The sequence below is a fragment of the Moorena sp. SIO4A5 genome, assembly GCF_010672005.1.
Classification (GTDB): Bacteria; Cyanobacteriota; Cyanobacteriia; order Cyanobacteriales; family Coleofasciculaceae; genus Moorena.
On record NZ_JAAHHZ010000128.1, the window covers coordinates 1 to 17,388 of the forward strand.

Annotated in this window: 14 protein-coding genes and 2 pseudogenes; 7 read left to right on the forward strand and 9 right to left on the reverse strand. The window is 44.3% G+C overall.

Annotated elements, in window-relative coordinates:
- Positions 1-542: type I glyceraldehyde-3-phosphate dehydrogenase (locus F6K57_RS27520; RefSeq protein ID WP_293071614.1), on the forward strand; the 542-nt coding region annotated here is incomplete at its 5' end.
- 264 nt (positions 543-806) lie between these two features.
- Here F6K57_RS27520 and F6K57_RS27525 read toward each other — a convergent pair.
- Both F6K57_RS27525 and F6K57_RS27530 read right to left on the reverse strand, forming a co-directional pair.
- Positions 807-2,153, reverse strand: coding sequence for a hypothetical protein (locus tag F6K57_RS27525; protein ID WP_293071615.1), 1,347 nt, complete (start codon positions 2,151-2,153; stop codon positions 807-809).
- Between the two features lie 471 nt (positions 2,154-2,624).
- Positions 2,625-4,502: a DUF3370 family protein gene (locus F6K57_RS27530; protein ID WP_293024338.1), complete on the reverse strand. Its 1,878-nt coding sequence runs from the start codon at positions 4,500-4,502 to the stop codon at positions 2,625-2,627.
- A 204-nt stretch (positions 4,503-4,706) separates the two neighbouring features.
- Here F6K57_RS27530 and era point away from each other — a divergent pair, with 204 nt between their 5' ends.
- Positions 4,707-5,735, forward strand: coding sequence for a GTPase Era (gene era, locus F6K57_RS27535; protein ID WP_293071616.1), 1,029 nt, complete (start codon positions 4,707-4,709; stop codon positions 5,733-5,735).
- 129 nt (positions 5,736-5,864) lie between these two features.
- Here era and F6K57_RS27540 read toward each other — a convergent pair whose 3' ends face one another.
- Both F6K57_RS27540 and gyrA read right to left on the reverse strand, forming a co-directional pair.
- Entirely contained in the window at positions 5,865-6,431 is a 567-nt protein-coding gene (locus F6K57_RS27540; RefSeq protein ID WP_293071617.1) for a Uma2 family endonuclease, read from the reverse strand.
- A gap of 109 nt (positions 6,432-6,540) precedes the next feature.
- The gene (gyrA, locus tag F6K57_RS27545) at positions 6,541-9,156 is read right to left on the reverse strand and encodes a DNA gyrase subunit A (protein ID WP_293071618.1); all 2,616 of its coding nucleotides are present in this window, start codon (positions 9,154-9,156) and stop codon (positions 6,541-6,543) included.
- A gap of 341 nt (positions 9,157-9,497) precedes the next feature.
- Here gyrA and F6K57_RS27550 point away from each other — a divergent pair, with 341 nt between their 5' ends.
- Positions 9,498-9,638 carry a hypothetical protein gene (locus F6K57_RS27550; protein ID WP_293024330.1) on the forward strand — a complete coding sequence of 47 codons (141 nt, stop codon included), beginning with the start codon at positions 9,498-9,500 and terminating at the stop codon, positions 9,636-9,638.
- A gap of 76 nt (positions 9,639-9,714) precedes the next feature.
- Positions 9,715-10,641 (forward strand): annotated as a pseudogene (locus tag F6K57_RS27555) (histone deacetylase).
- A 141-nt stretch (positions 10,642-10,782) separates the two neighbouring features.
- Here F6K57_RS27555 and F6K57_RS27560 read toward each other — a convergent pair.
- Positions 10,783-10,881 carry a cytochrome b6-f complex subunit PetL gene (locus F6K57_RS27560; RefSeq protein WP_293024328.1) on the reverse strand — a complete coding sequence of 33 codons (99 nt, stop codon included), beginning with the start codon at positions 10,879-10,881 and terminating at the stop codon, positions 10,783-10,785.
- A gap of 124 nt (positions 10,882-11,005) precedes the next feature.
- Here F6K57_RS27560 and F6K57_RS27565 point away from each other — a divergent pair, with 124 nt between their 5' ends.
- Complete coding sequence (locus tag F6K57_RS27565; RefSeq protein ID WP_293039589.1) at positions 11,006-11,713, forward strand: hypothetical protein; 708 nt, start codon at positions 11,006-11,008, stop codon at positions 11,711-11,713.
- A 109-nt stretch (positions 11,714-11,822) separates the two neighbouring features.
- Here F6K57_RS27565 and F6K57_RS27570 read toward each other — a convergent pair whose 3' ends face one another.
- Complete coding sequence (locus F6K57_RS27570) at positions 11,823-12,710, reverse strand: carbohydrate ABC transporter permease (protein ID WP_293071619.1); 888 nt, start codon at positions 12,708-12,710, stop codon at positions 11,823-11,825.
- A gap of 56 nt (positions 12,711-12,766) precedes the next feature.
- Between F6K57_RS27570 and F6K57_RS27575 the strand changes: the two genes are divergently transcribed.
- The gene (locus tag F6K57_RS27575) at positions 12,767-12,916 is read left to right on the forward strand and encodes a hypothetical protein (RefSeq protein ID WP_293024322.1); all 150 of its coding nucleotides are present in this window, start codon (positions 12,767-12,769) and stop codon (positions 12,914-12,916) included.
- A 298-nt stretch (positions 12,917-13,214) separates the two neighbouring features.
- Here F6K57_RS27575 and F6K57_RS27580 read toward each other — a convergent pair whose 3' ends face one another.
- The 3 genes from F6K57_RS27580 to F6K57_RS27590 all read right to left on the reverse strand — a co-directional run bounded on the left by F6K57_RS27580 (position 13,215) and on the right by F6K57_RS27590 (position 16,748).
- Positions 13,215-14,237, reverse strand: a complete 1,023-nt coding sequence (locus tag F6K57_RS27580; protein WP_293071620.1) for a sugar ABC transporter permease — start codon at positions 14,235-14,237, stop codon at positions 13,215-13,217.
- A gap of 38 nt (positions 14,238-14,275) precedes the next feature.
- Positions 14,276-14,521: a hypothetical protein gene (locus F6K57_RS27585; protein ID WP_293071621.1), complete on the reverse strand. Its 246-nt coding sequence runs from the start codon at positions 14,519-14,521 to the stop codon at positions 14,276-14,278.
- 880 nt (positions 14,522-15,401) lie between these two features.
- Entirely contained in the window at positions 15,402-16,748 is a 1,347-nt protein-coding gene (locus F6K57_RS27590) for an ABC transporter substrate-binding protein (RefSeq protein WP_293071622.1), read from the reverse strand.
- Between the two features lie 389 nt (positions 16,749-17,137).
- Here F6K57_RS27590 and F6K57_RS27595 point away from each other — a divergent pair.
- A pseudogene (locus tag F6K57_RS27595) lies at positions 17,138-17,388 on the forward strand (hypothetical protein); the annotation flags it as partial.

Genomic DNA, 17,388 nt, shown 5'->3' on the forward strand with positions numbered 1-17,388 from the left:
GTCTTGCTCCCATTGCTAAAGTGATTAATGACAATTTTGGGCTAGCGGAAGGGTTAATGACTACGGTCCATGCCATGACTGCTACCCAGCCAACGGTAGATGGTCCAAGTAAGAAAGACTTTCGGGGCGGGCGAAGTGCTGCTCAGAACATTATCCCCGCTTCTACGGGTGCGGCCAAAGCTGTAACGCTAGTGTTACCGGAACTGAAAGGTAAACTTACCGGCATGGCATTACGGGTACCAACACCGGATGTATCAGTGGTAGATTTGACCTTCAGGACTCAAAAGGCAACCAGCTACCCAGAGATTTGTGCAGCAATGAAAGCAGCCTCAGTTGGGGCGATGAAAGGAATTTTGGGCTATACAGAGGAGCCAGTGGTGTCCACCGATTTTCAAGGCGACCCTCATTCCAGCATTTTCGATGCTGGAGCGGGAATGGAACTTAATTCTAATTTCTTTAAAGTTGTCTGTTGGTACGACAATGAGTGGGGTTACTCTAACCGCATGATTGACCTAATCTTATCTATGGCAGCTAAAGGTTAGGTCGCCCGTAGCAGCTAGCACAGGGAAAGGAAAAGTCAGTAACTACTTTCCCTGACTAGAAACTGGAGAAGGGGAAGAGGCAGAACAGACTCGAAGATACCCCAAGTTGGGAAAGACCAAACTTTCTCGTATCCCAGAAATAGTAAAGCAGATGCGATTCGGCGTTCGCGCAGCGTGGCCTACGGCCACAGCCGACGCTACGCGATTGACCGTAGGTCAATCGCGTAGCGTTCGCATCTGCTGACTCGGTTTGAGATTAATAAATTATTGGTGATTAAGTAAAGGAAAGTATTTTCCTTGCCGATACTCCCAAGTGATGCCCTCGGGATCCCGAGAGCGACTCCACTGGCTGAAGTTTGGGTCAGTGCGCATCCTCTTGAGTAACCTGTCCCCACAACGGAAGCGATCGCAGAGCTTTTTGACACTGTAGGGTTCTAGTGAAAAACCCTGGGATGACCCATTAGTGGTGGCAGTAGTCTCCTCTATTTCAGGTTCAAAGGTGTTTGATGATTCTTGATCAACCTGATTAACCTGATCAACTAAAGGAAAATATTTTCCTTGCCGATACTCCCAAGTGATGCCCTCGGGATCCCGAGAGCGACTCCACTGGCTGAAGTTTGGCTCAGTGCGCATCCTCTTGAGTAACCTGTCCCCGCAACGGAAGCGATCGCACATCTGTTTGACACTGTAGGGTTCTACTGAAAAACCCTGGGATGACCCATTAGTCGTGGGGGTAGTCTCCTCTATTTCAGGTTCAAAGGTGTTTGATGATTCTTGATCAACCTGATTAACCTGATCAACTAAAGGAAAATATTTTCCTTGCCGATACTCCCAAGTGATGCCCTCGGGATCCCGAGAGCGACTCCACTGGCTGAAGTTTGGCTCAGTGCGCATCCTCTTGAGTAACCTGTCCCCGCAACGGAAGCGATCGCACATCTTCTTCACACTGTAGGGTTCTACTGAAATCCCCTGGGATGACCCATTAGTCGTGGGGGTAGTCTCCTCTATTTCAGGTTCAGAGGTGGCTGATGATTCCTGATTAACCTGATCAACTAAAGGAAAATATTTTCCTTGCCGATACTCCCAAGTTATGCCCTCGGGATCCCGAGAGCGACTCCACTGGCTGAAGTTTGGCTCAGTGCGCATCCTCTTGAGTAACCTGTCCCCGCAACGGAAGCGATCGCACATCTTCTTCACACTGTAGGGTTCTACTAAAAGTAGCTCTGATGAAGATTTAGCAGGAGTAATCTTCTTTTTAGCAGAGGTAGCTGATGGAAATGCTGTGGTGATATCGCCAGCTGGTAGAGCTTCGACGATATAATCTGCCAACGGCACCTCCTGGCTGTAAACCCCTTTAGTTGTGTGATACTTGATGATGCTTTCCCCGCTAAACCAATCTAGGGCTGTCCTCACGAAAAGCCACCCAGCTTGGGGGGACTTCTCCAGACATACTGGTGTCTTCTGCCCACTGGTAAGATTCACCAAGTTGTGTGTTGGCTTGAACATCCCCTTTTCGGGTATATACAGCTCATCTTGCTGACGTTTTCGTCTCGGACTACATTCGAGACAGTATTTAGGAGGCTTACCAGGATAGCACTCACGAGTAGTCATATGATTGCATTTGGGGCAAAAAAAGGTAACTGGACGGGTATGGATCGTACGAGTGTGAGCACGCACGATAAAGGTTTGAGAAGGCATAAGTGGTCAAGATATCAATAGTTATCTAGCAAAAGTTATCAAGCAACCTGAGTGTGATATAGTTGTTCTGGTGCCGACAGCAATTCTAGGTATATCCCTAGGCAGTAGCTGCCGTAACTAGATCATCTCTATCATCTAGAGTAAGCATTTCTGCTGGTTTGATGATCTTAGGCAAAACTTCGTCAGCAATAACTAAACTCCTAAATAGTTAATACTGATCGCTTTTGCTGGCATCAGCTATTTTTGATAAAGTTTAGTATGCTGCTAACGTTACACAATAGCAGATTCAGGCTAAATCCGTGATACTACTAGAATCGAGATTAATATTTGATTGTGCGATCGCACAATTGCGACCTTGTATTTGTGAGCCGATTTCCAACTCTCCTAACCCTCCAAAGTCCGAACTGTAAGCACCTGGGGTGGTGTCGAATCCGGGGGATAGAGAAAATCCACCTGTAGCTGCCTAACTTCTTCAGGGGCTAAATTCAACGTCACCAATGGATGCCCTGGCTGTCCTCGTCGCTGCACTAAATGCACATAGCGCGTCTGAGCCTTTCGATCATCATCATCATAATTTATTCTGAGTGTACCCCGAAAGAACACGTTTTCAACCCGTGGGTTCAAAAACAGCAGTCGATCAGTACCCCCCTCATCCTTCAATGGCGTTTGCAGCGATACCGTCAGCGTTTGGGGTTGATTAGTAGTATTCTTCAATGGTAAAGTTATATTGTATTCTACCCCATAATTACTGTGGGCAAAGTAGGCCGTATCGGCATAGCGCCTTAACATCGGTGCACTTTGAATTTGCCCTGTACTCAGAGTAATCAGATGTAGAGTCCCCACCACATAAGAAAATGCCTGCCCTAGCTGAGGAATACTCAAATAGTTAACATTTGGATTATCTTGAATCAGCACTTGCCATTGAGAACCTTGGGAAACACCAGCCACCCGACCAAACACCGTCGGTTCTTGAGGTGGTTCGAGAGGAGTGGGTATTGGTCCACGGGGTTGAGCTAAGCCGCCCGTATCCAGTAAGTCTTGCCATTCTGCTACCGTAGGTTCCCGATAGATTCCATTGCCATCACGAGGGGCTTTCATGGCTAAGTTAGCCACATAGACCATCCCATCACTCCGTAACCGCATCATGGTAGAACGACCATTAGAAGCTGGTGATCGTTTAACTGGAATTGGCTGATTCATTAACATTTGGCTTTGTTTTGCCTTCAGCACCAGTTTGGCGGGAAATAGTTCTTGGAGAATTCCCCTGAGTACATCATTCATTGTCCGACTGCCAGGACCAGCATAGACTGTACCATTGGGATTATCCACCATATCCGGCAACGAGATAAACGGTGCATCTGGGGTAGACAGATAACTCGCCCCTTGCAAGACCTCCACTGTAACAGGTGTTTCATTGGGATTATAAACTATCAATCCTTGATAAAGGGGATGGGTTTCCGCCTGAGTCTCTGCTCTAGCAATATGGTGGGTAAAGATATCAAACCGTCCATTAAAGCCATAATCAAGGTGGGCTGAAGGAACTTGTTTCCCTTCCGGTGAAAACGTAGACAGCAAAATCCCCTCACTTCTGACTAGTTCTGGACTATTGCTATTAAATACAGGCACCTGATCCAATTGCCCTGGTAAACTACGAACATCATCAGAAGAGACTTCCACTCCAGCAATATACTGAGGTGGAACAGCATAGATGTTTAACGCCCGACACAGCAAAGCCGCTACTTCACCACGGGTAGCACTCTGATTTGGTTTGACCTGTTTGATATTGGGATAGTTAACCACAATAGTATTAATTGCTGCGGATGCGATCGCATTTTTAGCATACTGGGGAATCTGGGTAGCATCAGTAAAATACCGTCTGAGAGTTCCATCGGGTTCTGACGGGATAGGATAATTCTTGGCTCCTGCTAAAACTGCGATCGCTTGCACTCGAGAAATGGACTCATTCGGTTTAAATCGTCTGCCAGGATAGCCCGAAAAAAATCTTCGCTTGTAGGCATCTTGAATCACATTTTTGGCCCAATGATTACTAGGTACGTCCTTAAAACGAATACCACCCCGCTGAATCGGTGCTGAGGGAAAGGCATTCAGCATTAAGACGGCAAACTCAGCGCGGGTAATTCTAAAATTAGGACGAAATTTACCATCCGGGTAACCACTGACCAACTTACGCTCCCGCAGTTGGTTGATACAATCTCTCGCCCAATGATTTTCTAGGTCAGGGAAAGTAGCGGTATTGGTCATCAGTAGTAGTATTTAGTCTAAACTGCTTGAGTCTGGGCAACTAACTTGAAATTTTTTACTTCAAGCCCACGATCAGTTCTATTTATGATAATGTTGGTCAATTAACCGGGGTGTTATCCCCTTTAACAACATACTCAACATAGTCCCTATGTATGTTGCTAACATAAATTTCATAATAAAACAATAAAAACTACGATTGGTTCAATGACTGACAATTCTAAAATCCAAGACGAACAAAACTCGGAAGAGGAGCCGACGGTAGACTCTTCCCAAGATAACCTAGAGGAAAAAGTTATCAAGCCATCAGTTCTAGAAACTATTCCGGTTGCTCCAGAGGGCTTTAAGTCTGGCTTTGTGGCGATTGTGGGACGCCCGAATGTGGGGAAATCCACACTGATGAATAAACTGGTAGGGCAAAAAATTGCCATCACTTCGCCAGTGGCTCAAACCACCCGAAATCGGCTGCGAGGTATCTTGACCACACCGGAAGCTCAATTGATTTTTGTGGATACGCCAGGGATTCACAAACCTCATCATCAGCTGGGTAAGGTATTGGTGAAAAATGCCCAAATAGCGATTGAGTTAGTGGATGTGGTGCTGTTGGTGGTGGATAGTACGGTGGAGGCGGGAGGAGGCGATCGCTTTATTGTTGATCTACTGAGCCATACCAAGACACCAGTAATTTTGGGTGTGAACAAATCAGATATACAACCTCGCCAGAGTAGGGGAGCATCAATCGATGCTAGTTATGCTAAACTAGCTACTGCTCAAGGCTGGGAAGTCGTCAAATTTTCTGCCCTGACAGCTGATCGCTTAGACCTATTGCAGCAGAAATTAATTGAGCGCTTAGAACCAGGACCATATTATTATCCCCCTGACTTCGTAACCGACCAGCCAGAACGGTTTATCATGGGGGAATTGATTCGAGAGCAAATCTTACTCCTAACTCGTGAGGAAGTCCCCCACTCGGTTGCTATTACTATTGATTTAGTGGAGGAACAACCAAAAATCACCCGTATTTTTGCTACGATCAATGTAGAGAGAGACTCCCAAAAAGGTATTTTGATTGGGAAAAAGGGTACTATGCTCAAACAAATTGGTACTGCTGCTCGTCAACAACTTCAAAAGTTAGTTGCTGGTCAAGTTTACCTGGAATTGTTTGTGAAAGTAAAACCGAAATGGCGACAATCTCGCTTACGGTTATTAGAGTTGGGATATCGGGTGGAGAAGTAATAGTAAGTACGCTATATCTATAGCATTTTTATTTGATATGTAAACCTAGGATTAATATAAAAAGAGGACAGGTAACAGGATATTTTTAAATACCAATTAACCATTACTACTTCATCCTTAACAATTATTCTAAACGGCAAATACTTGTTCAACTGTCAAAGCTAACTCGGTAAATGTTTGTGATTCAATTTTTTGATTTCCTGTAAATTCTGTCAGATCATAAAACCCATCAACTAAACGCAAAACCGAAACCTTAGACTTAATTGGATCAACAATCCAATACTCAGGCACTTCCCGCACTGCGTATTCAGAACGCTTGTAGCGGTAATCATCTTGAGGATTACCTGCACTGACAATTTCTACTGCTAGTAGTGGTGCTGATTCCAGCACCGCTGATGACATGGAACGGATAGCTTGCCGCTGATTTTCTGAGATAATGACTAAATCAGGAATTCTAGATTTATTCTCAGCTGTGCGAACCCCAAGATTACCAGGCATAACAACCCAATCTAAACTAACCCTGTCAATTTCTCTATCAAATTCCTTGAATAGAAAAAGCATAATCAGGGCATGTAGTCCACTAGCAGGTGGCATAGCAACAAGCTCTCCATTAACAAGCTCATACTTGTAGTCAGTGTCATCATGGTAGGAAATATAGTCTTCAAATGTGTAAAACTTTTTGGCAGTTTGAATCATTTGAGTTGCCTCCTAGAAAACCGGTTTATTAGTGTAGTTAAGGTGGGTTTTGTAGACGGTTGACGGTTAACCGTCTACAAAAACCTATTGTAGGTTTATTTCTAGTGGCCTATTTATATTGATCTACTGACTCTTGCTGCTCTTCGGTTTCTGGCTCTTCGATTTCCGGCTCTTCGATTTCCTGCTCTTGATCAGAGATAGGTACTAAAGCAACCGCTGCGATCGCATCTTCATCATCTAACTTTTGCACTCTGACCCCAGTTGCCATGCGAGATTGGGGAGAAATAGCATCAACAGCTTGACGAATGATAATCCCTCGACTAGTGACTATCATCAATTCATCCCCTTCATTAACTACCTGTAGGGCTGCCAGTTGGTCTTTCGGTAAACGGAATTTGGTTGAGCGAACTCCCATACCAGCACGGTTTTGTAGCCGGAATTGGGATACGGGTACCCGCTTACCATAGCCTCCCATAGTGACAATTAATACCCAAGGACCCTGAGCCGCTGTTTCCACCATCTCAGAATCACTAAGGTCTTCTGTCTCTTCCTCTGAATCCTCAGTAGCAGCTAGACTAGCGATGATTTGACCGGACAAAATATCCATACCGATTAATTCATCATCACCCTTGAGTTTCATAGCCTTAACTCCTCTGGTCGCACGACCGAGGGGGCGGAGTTGATCATTGTCACACTTGAAGTGAATTGCCATGCCATGACGAGACCCAATTATGATGCTGTCTTCTTGCCTAGCACGAAGTACCCACCGCAACTGGTCTCCTTCCCCGAGGGAAATAGCAATTAATCCATTTGCCCGAATTTTGCTGAAAGCATCTAGAGCAGTTTTCTTGATGTAACCCTTATGGGTTAGCATGACTAGATATTCATCATCTGTAAATTCAGATACCGGTACAATAGAAGTAATTTTTTCTTCGTGGGGAATGGGTAACATCTGCACAATCGGTACCCCCCTGGCGGTGCGAGATGCAGCCGGGATTTGGTAGGCACGGAGAGAGTACACTACACCGCGATCGCTAAAAAATAAAATGCTATCGTGGTCGCAGCAAGTGAAGAAATGCTCTACCTCATCATCATCTTTAATTCTGGCAGCAGCTTTCCCACGAGTTGCCCGAGCTTGAGCTCTAAACTCATCCACAGGCATGCGTTTGATATACCCTTGCTCAGTCAGCAGAATCACAGCTTTTTCATTAGCAATCAGGTCAGTATCATCTAGTTCCCCTTCAACCTGTTGAATTTGTGTGCGGCGTGGTGTGGCAAAGTTCTGTTTCAGTTGCTGGGCTTCAGTTTCAATAATCTCCAGGATGCGACTTCGGCGAGCTAGGATATCCCTTAAATCCGCAATCCTAACTTGTAATTCCTCATGCTCAGCTTGAATCTTTTGGGCTTCCAAAGCAGTCAGACGGCGCAGCTGCATTTGCAAAATAGCATCAGCTTGGGCTTCAGATAGACTAAATTCTGTAACTAATTGTCCTCGTGCTGTAGTCGTATCTGCCGCCCCCCGAATCACGGCAATCACAGCATCTAAGCTATCTAGGGCAATTAGTAACCCTTGCAGTAAATGATCCCGTTCCTCAGCTTTGCGCAATTGATATTGAGTCCGTCGGGTAATGGTTTCAATGCGGAAATCCAGGAAAACGTTTAAGAACTGCTTTATGGTCAGCAACTGGGGTTCATTGCCCACCAGGGCTAGCATATTTGCTCCAAAATTGGTTTGGAGGGGGGTTTGCTTGTAGAGATTATTCAGGACAACTTTGGGATAAGCATCGCGCTTTAGTTCGATTACGATGCGCATGCCATTGCGATCGCTTTCATCCCGAATATCGGAAATGCCATCAATACGCTTATCATTAACCAATTCAGCAATCTTTTCGATTAAACTTGCCTTATTGGTTTGGTAAGGTAGCTCAGTAATAATAATGGCTTCCTTGTCTGGACGACCTCGTTGCCCAATCGTTTCAATTTCTGCCACACCTCGCATGGTGATAGAACCCCTACCACTGGTGTAAGCATCTTTAATACCCGATGTTCCTAAAATCTGTGCCCCAGTGGGGAAATCTGGACCAGGGATATACCGCCTTAACTCCTTATCAGTGATTTCGGGATTATGGATCAGGCCGACTAAGCCATCCACCAACTCTCCCAGGTTATGAGGGGGGATATTGGTTGCCATACCCACAGCAATCCCCGATGAGCCGTTGAGCAGTAATTGGGGAATCCGTGCTGGTAAGACAGTCGGTTCTTGCTGGGAACCGTCAAAGTTATCAACAAAGTCTACAGTTTCTGACTCAATGTCCCGAAGTAGGGCATTGGTAGCGATCGCTTGCAAGCGGCACTCTGTGTAACGCATTGCCGCTGGGGGGTCGTTGTCTACTGAGCCAAAATTTCCATGACCATTAATCAGAGGCGATCGCATGGAGAAATCCTGAGCCATGCGCACCAAAGCGTCATAAACAGCAGTATCCCCATGGGGATGATACTTACCCAACACTTCCCCTACCACACGAGCGCATTTGCGGAACGGACGGTCTGGGCTTAAGCCCAGCTCATGCATCGCATAGAGAATCCGTCGGTGTACTGGCTTGAGCCCATCCCTGGCATCTGGTAATGCCCGACCTACAATAACGCTCATGGCGTATTCTAAATAAGACCGGGACATTTCGTTCCGCAAATTTGTCGGGACAATGCGTTCTTGGGATGTACTCATAGTTGGACAAACTCCCTTATTATCGAGGATTTTGCTAAATAAATCGGTTAAAATCTCTCAAAAGAGGCTTTTAACACCTTTTTTTTCCAAATTTGGCTGGTTATTTTTAAATTTTAACACAAAATCTCGACTATAGCCGGTAACAGAACCACGGGCAAGGCTTAGACAATGAGCAGATTCGCGCTTCTTGTGCAAAAATTATGGGAAAAAGACAGAAAATTTCCTAGGGCAGCTTAGGAATTTCACCTCTTCTTGCTCATGTTGACTGGCGGTTTATGCCACCAGGTTGTTTTCCTCCCCTGACTAAACCTCAGAGGTTCCCAACAACTAAGGAGTTTTTGATGAAACTATCCTATGTTTTGATCGGCTTAGCTATTTTTGCCATCGTTTTGAGACCAGATTTAATCCCTATCAGCCTCGCTCTAGCTCTGATCGCCTTTGGTGTCGTGTTTGGTCTGTTTAGGGATCACCTGATGAAGTAATCGGTAAGGTTAATCTATTCACAAGTACCTTGATCTAAAGCGTTTTTCCATCATTTTGGCTGAATCGTGCTATAATATGTTTCCTGTCATTTACTCCGATGAGTTTCTTGAACACGATAACGGTCGGTTTCACCCAGAACGACCAGAACGTTTAACTGCGATTGTTGATGCTATCAAAGCTGCACCTTGGGCTGACCAAATTAAGTGGCAGTTACCGACAGCGGTAGAAACTCGTCGAGTGATGCCTCTAGTACAACAAATTCATAGCCAGCGCTACATTGAGACAGTTTAAGAAATCGCTAGGAGTAATGGTGGCAGGTTAGATGCGGACACAGGGATATCCCCCCGCAGTTACGATGTTGCCCTACTCGCCGTTAGTGCTTGGCTAGATGCGGTAGATCAAGTCCTCACTACCAATAATTCAGCCTTTGTTCTAGCCCGTCCCCCTGGTCATCATGCTGAACGTCAGAGAGGGATGGGGTTTTGCTTATTTTCCAATGCTGCGATCGCAGCTTACTACGCCTTAGAGCAATCGGGAGTCGAACGGGTTGCCATCCTAGACTGGGATGTCCATCACGGCAATGGTACTCAAGATGTTGTGGAACGAGATGCTCGCATTGCCTACATCTCCCTTCATCAATCCCCTTGCTATCCTGGTACAGGCCAAGCCAGTGAACAGGGGTTTCACAATAATGTCCTTAATCTTCCCATGGCACCAGGCAGCACGTTAGCAGATTACCAGCCGATGTTTGAACAGAAAGTGATGCCCTTTTTAACCAAATTTCAGCCAGATTTATTGATTGTCAGTGCTGGTTATGATGCTAATGCCGCCGATCCCTTGGCAAATATTGCCTTGCAGCCAGATGATTATGGGCTATTTACCAAGTATTGTCTGCAACTAACTCGTCGGATTGTTTTTGGTTTAGAGGGGGGGTACGAACTCAGTGCTCTAGCTCAGTCGGTGGTAGCAACAATTAAACCTTGTTTGGCCAAGGAGAGTTGATCTGGCTAAGTATAGATAGCTATAAGTATAGCTGGTTAATTATAGCTGGTTAACTATAGCGCTACAGTAGGCGGCTATACTCAAAACAATTAAATGTTTAAATCCGCCATACTGCCTTAATTGTTTTGGAAACAACAGTAGTTAGATCAACTTAACTGCTCTAAGTCCAAAAAATAGAGTCAGAGCCACAACAGTGGCAGCAGCTAGAATTCCAAAGTAAGCGATTGCTGCAGATATCATATTATTCTCCCAAAAATTGACTAGTGTAATAATATTACATAATTTTACCTCATATTGAGTCTTATTCCTCAGAGCAATAGTCAACCGTCAATAGTCAACCGTCAGCTGTCAACGGTGAACAATCATGGACGACAAGAAATTTTTTCGTTTTGTGTGGCGCTTTAATGCTATTGTTATTATGGCTACTGGATTGCTAGCAATAGCGGTTTTGGCTTTTGCTGCTATCGAGATAGTCAAAAGCACTACGAGAGAGCGGCAGCGGATTAACATTGTTAATGTCGATGACGATAGCTCAAGGTCTCAAGAGTGGGAGCTGGGTAATCTCAGGGAAGTTGATGGCACAACCTATCTAATGGTGCCGCTTTACTCAGACCAATCTTATACCCAATCCTATTATAGCAAATCGACACGCTCAACTAGAAACTATTTGTTTTTGGATAGTGAAACAGGTAAAAGCAAATGGCTATTTGCTAAGAATGACTATTTAATTGCTAGCGATAGCTTCATTTCAGAAACTAATGATAGAGCTAATAACAGGGTTGAATCTAAACCAGTTATAGCCGTTTTATACAACCTTATTAAACAAGATACCAATGGTGATGGAAGATTAACAAACAATGATAGTATAACAATAGCATTTACACATCCCAATGGTAATGAATATCAGGAAGTAGTAAGTGGAGTAGATAGATTTTTGGGTTACAAGGTCAAACACGCAAATAGCCTATTAATTTTGTACCAGCGGGATGGTATTGCCTATTCAGCAAAGGTTTCTTTAGATAATTTCGCTCTCTCCAATGAAACAGAATTACCTAAAGTAGGTCAGCCCTGAATCTCACCCTCGATAAACTGAATCCTACTCCCTACTCCCTACTCCCTACTCCCGCGCAACCCAGGACGAAAGTACTTCTGGTAATTAAAAACTGCTATAGATAAGAGTTTCAACCCTTAACCGAACCGGCTAAAATCCCCCGCACAAAGTACCGCTGTAGAACAAAAAACACAATCAGTGGTACAATCATTGTGATAAATGCACCAGAGGTAAGAAGATGCCACTGCTGCCCACGATAACCTACTATATTTGTTAATCGGATCGTTAACGGGGCAACGTCTGGTGTAACTCCGAGATAGACTAAAGCAACTAGCAAGTCATTCCAGACCCAGAGAAATTGAAACACGGCAAATGATGCGATCGCAGGCATGGATAGAGGCACAATCAGCTGGGTAACTATGGTTAGATGAGACGCACCATCCACTGCTGCTGCTTCGATTAACTCCTGAGGCAAACTAGCAATATAATTACGCAATAAATAAATTCCTAAGGGCAAACCATAGCCTGTGTGGGCTAACCAAATACCTAATAATGTACCGGAAAGTCCTAGATATCCGTAGACTCGCAATACCGGAATCAGAGTCATCTGTAACGGGACTACCAGCAAGCCAACTACTACCATAAACAGGACTTGGCGACCAGGAAATTTCATCCAAGCAAACCCATAGGCAGCAACAGTAGCGATCGCAATCGGAATAACTGTAGCGGGAATCGAGATAGCCAGACTATTGAAAAATGCCTGTCCCATCCCTTCGGAGGTAATCACATCAATATAGTTACCCAGGTGGTATTGGGTGAAATTGAAGGGGTGTTGGAAGACTGACCACCAACCGGTTTTGAGCACATCATCTCGGTAGCGTAGGGAACTAATGAACAAGCCAACAGTGGGTAGAGTCCAGATCAAAGAGATGATAATCAGGGTCAGATGAATCGGGATTTTCCAGAAGAATTGCTGTAGGTGTTGGGATTTTGCTACAAAGAACGGTTTTGGTGCCATAGCTGGGTTAAAGTCATGTCTGGAATTAGTCTATTTTTTGCCAAGATAAGCGCTTTGTGCAACCAATCCCACAACAGCAGTCGTTAAACAAGTGGGCAAAACAACTGGGCAAAACAACTGGGCAAAACAACTGGGCAAGATGCGTTCGCGAAGCGGCTCCAAAGGAGCATCGCATCACCCCAAGCCTTATAGAATTTCAACCATAGCTAGAACAGTTGCTTAACTCGGTGACGCCATCAGAATCAAATTTTAACTTTAATCTGAATACTATAACATTTCTAAATCAATTAGAAATAATAAATAATAATTACCGTTTTTGACCTTAACCAAAATCCTTCTATGTCTTGATGCAGTCGCGAATGGGGGAAATCCCCTTTGGCCTCACTGGCTCACCTGTTCCCTTGCTGCATCGCTACTTGATTAACTCTTGCCTCTTGCCTCTTCCCTCTTGCCTTTCCCAAGCGGGAGTATGTTCACAATTCAAATAATAATTATATATTACTATTAACGGCTGTTCTCCTGCTCTCGAAACCGACGGATATTGCTAATCATAACCGGAATAATAACTAGTAATAAAATAACTGCGATCGCACTACCTCGTCCAAAGTTCCGATAATTGAACATTTCCTTAATCATACGAGACGCAATCACTTCCGTATTTTGATTACCACCGGTCATCACCCAGACAATATCAAAGACTTTCAGCACCGCTATTACTACAGTAGTCACAACCACAGCAATAGTCCCTCGTATCATCGGAATAGTAATTGTCCAGAAGATTTGCCACTCACTAGCTCCATCTATCCGTGCAGCTTCGATAATATCTTTGGGGATACCTTTGATGGCAGCAGAGAGCAAAATCAAGCAAAACCCTGTCTGCAACCAAATCATAATCACAATCAGAGCATAATTATTAATCGAGCGCTCCACTAACCAACCTACAGGCTCAAATCGTAAACTGGTAATAATGCCATTGAGTAAGCCAATTTGTTCTGAGCCAGCTGGACGAAAAGCATAGATAAATCGCCAAATCACGCTAGCCCCCACAAAGGAAATTGCCATTGGCATAAAGATTATAGACTTGGCTACGGGTTCATAGCGTACCCGATCCACCAGCACCGCAATAATTAAACCCAATGCTACACTAAACCCTGTTACCAATACCAACCAAAGGACATTGTTACGAAAAGCGATTAGCATAGTAGGGTTGGTAAAGGCAAAGATGTAATTGTCCAGTCCCACAAAATTTTGCGATCGCTTATCCAAGAAGCTGATATAGATAGTATTGAGGGTCGGCAGAATCAGGTAAGCGGTTAGTAATGCTAAAGCAGGGGCTAAGTATACCCAAGCCACAAAATGCGTTCGCGTAGCGTGACCGTTCGCGTAGCTTGGCCTTTTGGCCAAGGTCAATCGCGTTTTATTGGGTAGCTGATTTACCAAGCCATTCATGCCATATAATAAAGCTATCACCCCACCACAGCCTATGACAACGGCGAGAATGAAAGTAACTATTTTGAGCAATACCATCCTTCATTGCCTCATCACTTCATCACCTGATCACCTTATCACTTGATCACCTCATATAAATCTCTCACCGAATCCCGTTTATTGCCATGCTCTAAATTATAAAATTTATAATTTTTTTGCCACAGTTCCAGTTCATAGATAGATATTGATTTAGCGATAATGTCAGTGCTCCTTGCACGATCACCTACTTGTGGATCGGTTGTAAATACTCCACAATGAATTTGGTTAGTTGATATATTCCAATAATGTCTCAATTTGTATTTCCAATCAATGACTTGTTCCACTACCTTATTTCTATGCTTATTTCTTCTAGTTCTTTCGTGCTTTCCTGTCGCTTCAGTATCAATATATTTAGTTTAAATTAAAAATATTTTTTTGTTTTTACTAAGATAAACAAAATCTACTTTACCTAAATTTGTATAGTCTTGGATTAGGGCCTTTTCAAACAGGATGAGCTGACTACAGGTTGGAAATAATGAGTTGATATTGAAAAATAGATATGCCTGTAATAGCAGTTCCTGATCATAGGTAAAACCAATAACCCCTATAAAAAAACGTCTCATATCTTCTTCACTTTGTGGCTGTTAACCTTGGCAATAGGAAACAAATTTATCAATCTGACTAGTATCCATAGCTTATTTCTTATTTAAACTTGAGTTTGGCCTAAAGGGGGAATCCTAAACTTACGGTGTTGCTCAATTATGGAAGATCCAAAGGTAATCGGTAACTGATCCAACTATACTTGAGTACCCAAATCCTATTCAGCAAAGCCAAATTTATAGTAGTCACTGACATCCTACTATATCCTGCCTGCTTACACCCCAAGGGATTGCCGTTACAGCGGAGCGAAGCGCAAGTGCTGATATTGTACTCAGATATTTAATCGTAATTAATGCCTAAACGGCACTATTGTCCCTTTCGCTAAATGGTGGCGAATAACTGACTTAATTTGATTTCAGTATCTTATATCATGTCAGGATAATTACCCTTAATAAAAATATCCCCCATCTGGCCACACTTCCCGCGCCCGGACCCCTTAATTATGGGTATTCAACCAGACTTGATATTATAGTTACCGATTTGGCAATTGTGCTAAAGTAACATTAGAAGGCGATTTTAAATAAATATTTTTTTTTACAATGACTAATCCCTAATTCCTCATACTTAATCTGGCCAACTGTCCTCAATAGTTTTCAGAACTGTATCCACATCTGTCCCACCAATATAATCAACAATGCCACTCCAGAATGTCCCGGTACCCACGGCTCCTGGCATCATATCCGAACCATCGAAGCGCACCATATCCGCATTGGCTAAGATTTCCGCTTGACGTTTAACAATGTCATTGGGGTAAGCATCCAAACTAACCTGTTTATGGGGTGAGACATAATCTCCCTGACTTGCCCAGATAGTATGGGCTTGGGCAGTTGATAAATACTCCATCAACTTCCGTGCTTCTGGAGTATCCTTAAACATAGCAGTCACAATACCAGACACTAACACTGGCACTCCCAATTCCTGTTTAATACCCGGTAACAGAAAGATACTCACATCCTTATCTAGCGCTACATCTTTAGGTAAGAAGCTAGTGATAAAGCTAGCTTGGCGATGCAGATAGCAACCTGGGGGGTTATCAAATAACGGTGCAGTTGCGTCACCAAAGGGAGTGCTAATAATACCAACAGTGCCACCAAACACATACTTAGGATTAAGGGCAATGTTGCCAAACTGCTCAAAAGCATTCTTAACCGCTGGGTGATTAAAGGGAATCTTGTGAGCAACCCACTGGTCATACACTTCCCCACCAACCGTGCGCAACATAATATCCTCAATCCAGTCGGTACCAACCCATCCTGTAGCCGCACCGCTTTCTATTCCGATGCACCAAGGGACACCGCCATCTGCCACAATCTGATCGGACAGTGCCATCATTTCATTCCAGGTGGTAGGGATTTTGTAACCAGCTGCCTTAAACGCAGCTCGATTGTACCAAACTAAGCTTTTGACCGCCGCCCTAATCCACACCCCGTATACTTTACTATCGACAGTTGCCAAATCTAGCCAGTTTTGAGAATAAGCAGCAGATAACTGAGATTTGTCCATGAAGGTATCTACAGGTACCAGTTCACCTTCCCTAGCAAAGTCAGCCATCAAACCCGGTTGAGGGAACATGGCAAGATCGGGAGCATTTCCAGATTCCACCAACACAGGTAGGAGGGTGGCGAAATCACTACTGGCTTCATACACCACCTTGATACCCGTTTCTTTAGTGAAGGGTTCTAGTATCTGTTCCATGATTTGCTCCCCTTCCCCTGTCATTACTCCCAGGATAGTAACCGTATTGCTTTTAGGGTCTCCACCCTTGGGGGCACAGGCGACTAAAACTAAAGATAAACCTAGAAATACAGTAGGAAATACCGTGTTAGGAGCCGGTTTAGTTCTAAATTTCGCAAAAAATTCTCCTATATGCTCGATAAAACCTATCTTGATCCATAATTTGGGTCTGAACATCTTTCAATTATGAGCCTTAGCAAATAATGACACTCATACTGTGAGTACAATTCCGTTCTAAGATAACCCCACTCAATGACTTGAGCAACAACTTAGGGAGGGGAAGCTTGAGAAATCAGAATACACAGATGAAAGACTCTATGTTTGAAAGGCAGGCTTGATCAACGTAACCCTTCAGCCTACTAGGTGGTGTGTTACGGGACCGACTGTCCCAACACTAGCTACCGATAAAATGAGGGCGAGCCTTTTGGTGGTGCGTTACGGGGCGGGCTGTCGCAACACTGGCGCTCGAGGTTGAAGATGAGGGCAAGCCCGCCCCTAATATCAAGTCTGGTTGAATACCCATAATTAAGGGGCCCGGGCGCGGGGAGGGTGGGAAGTGTGGGGAGATGGGGAGATGGGGAGATGGGGAGATGGGGAGATGGGAAGATGGGGAGATGGGGAGATGGGAACCCACCCCTAACCCCTCCCAGGAGGGGAATATGGGGAGATGGGGGAAATTTTTATTAAGGGTAAATCGGGTAAGTCAGCGGGATTGCTCCCGCTTCGTCCCCAAAGCACCGTGCGAACAAGTCTCCAAGTACACGGCGCAACCAATTCCAAAAGAACTCACTTATCATTGCTACTTCTTTTCCTTGAC